Origin of the sequence: Aeromonas sp. QDB25, from assembly GCF_027707725.1 — a bacterium.
Classification (GTDB): Bacteria; Pseudomonadota; Gammaproteobacteria; order Enterobacterales; family Aeromonadaceae; genus Aeromonas; species Aeromonas caviae.
In genome coordinates this window covers 1-1384 of sequence record NZ_JAPCIZ010000200.1, presented here as the reverse complement: position 1 = coordinate 1384, position 1384 = coordinate 1, and the positions used below count along the sequence as shown (strand labels likewise).

The window sequence follows — 1384 nt, the reverse complement described above, 5'->3', positions numbered from 1 at the left end:
CATGTACAGGATCTTTAGCAGCAACCAATTGAAATAGATATAAAAATGGCTTCGATTGTGATCTGATTTTATCGCCAAACAAAACCGCCACGCACGAAGCCATGACCATTATCGATGCCAACCACTATCTTGAGCAACTTCTCTCTCCTGCCGAACTCGACCGCATTGCCCGTGACTGCCAATTTTGCTTGCGCAAACGAGCCATTACGCCTGCCATGCTGGTGACTGCACTCTTGCGGGCACTTGGCTGCGACCAGGTCGATGGTATCGCTGGATTGCACCATCATTTCAATGCCTTGCAACTGGTTGATGCCCATCAGGTTTCCTACAAGCCCTTTCACAACCAGTTGCGCAAAGCGTCGTTCGCCCTGTTCATGAAGGCGCTGGTTGAACGGGCTATCGCCTTGCGTATCGGCCAACAGATGAAGACTGCATCCCTTGGCGCATTCAAACAGGTGTTGTTGCAGGATGGTACTTCCTTTGCCGTCCACAAAAGCCTGGCCGAAGTGTTTCCGGGAAGGTTCAAGACCATTAGCCCGGCGGCAATCGAGTGTCATATGCTCATGTCTCTATTGGAGCAAAGTCCAGTTTGCATGCAGGTCTCTGCCGATACGGCGTCAGAGCGCCAGTTCCTGCCTGAGCCCGAGCGGCTCAATAACAGCCTGCTGTTGGCGGACGCGGGTTACATCGATATGGCCTACTTTGCGAAACTAAACGAGGCGGGCGGTTTCTATCTGGTCAGGGGTAGTAAGAGCCTGAACCCGAAGATTATCCGGGCATGGCGCGGTGACGAACGGGAAGTGCCGAAGCTGGCGGGCCTGTCACTCAAGGATGCTGGACGGCGGCACTGTCGGGCAGAGGTACTGGATATGGTGGTGAAATCGGGCAAGTTCGAGTATCGGCTGATCCGACGCTGGTTTGCCGAGGAGAAACGGTTCTGTATCTGGATGACCAATCTGCCACGAGAGGCATGGCCAGCAGAGCGGGTGATGAGCCTGTACCGCTGTCGTTGGCAGGTGGAGCTGCTGTTTAAGGAGTGGAAGTCGCACAACCGGCTCAAGGGCTTTGTGACAGGTCAGAAAGCCATTGCCGAGGGGCTGGTGTGGGCCAGCCTGTTGTCGCTGGTGATGAAAAGACGGGTAGCTCAGACGCTGATGGGGGACGGTTTATCCACACTGAAAGCGGCGAAAAATAGCGGAACCTGGTGGTTCCCGTTATTGGAAGCGGTGGCTCATCGGGTGTTGGTGGAAATAAGAGAGCGTCTGGAATGGGCTGCCGTTTACTTGGCGAAAAATGCCCGTCGAACCAAGCAGCGAAAATCGATACAGAACAGGACCTTAGAAGGAATTTCAAATGAAGTGTTTTCTTAAGGTCCTGTATATGA

Annotated in this window: 1 protein-coding gene; it reads left to right on the top strand. The window is 53.6% G+C overall.

From position 1 onward, the window contains the following. The first annotated feature begins 101 nt into the window (after positions 1–101). The gene (locus PG883_RS23460; protein WP_041206016.1) at positions 102–1370 is read left to right on the top strand and encodes an IS4-like element ISAeme4 family transposase; all 1269 of its coding nucleotides are present in this window, start codon (positions 102–104) and stop codon (positions 1368–1370) included. Positions 1371–1384 lie beyond the last annotated feature (14 nt).

Excerpts from the sequence above, each read along its gene's own strand:
- PG883_RS23460 (WP_041206016.1), top strand. The coding sequence starts at position 102 with ATGACCATTATCGATGCCAACCACTATCTTGAGCAACTTCTCTCTCCT.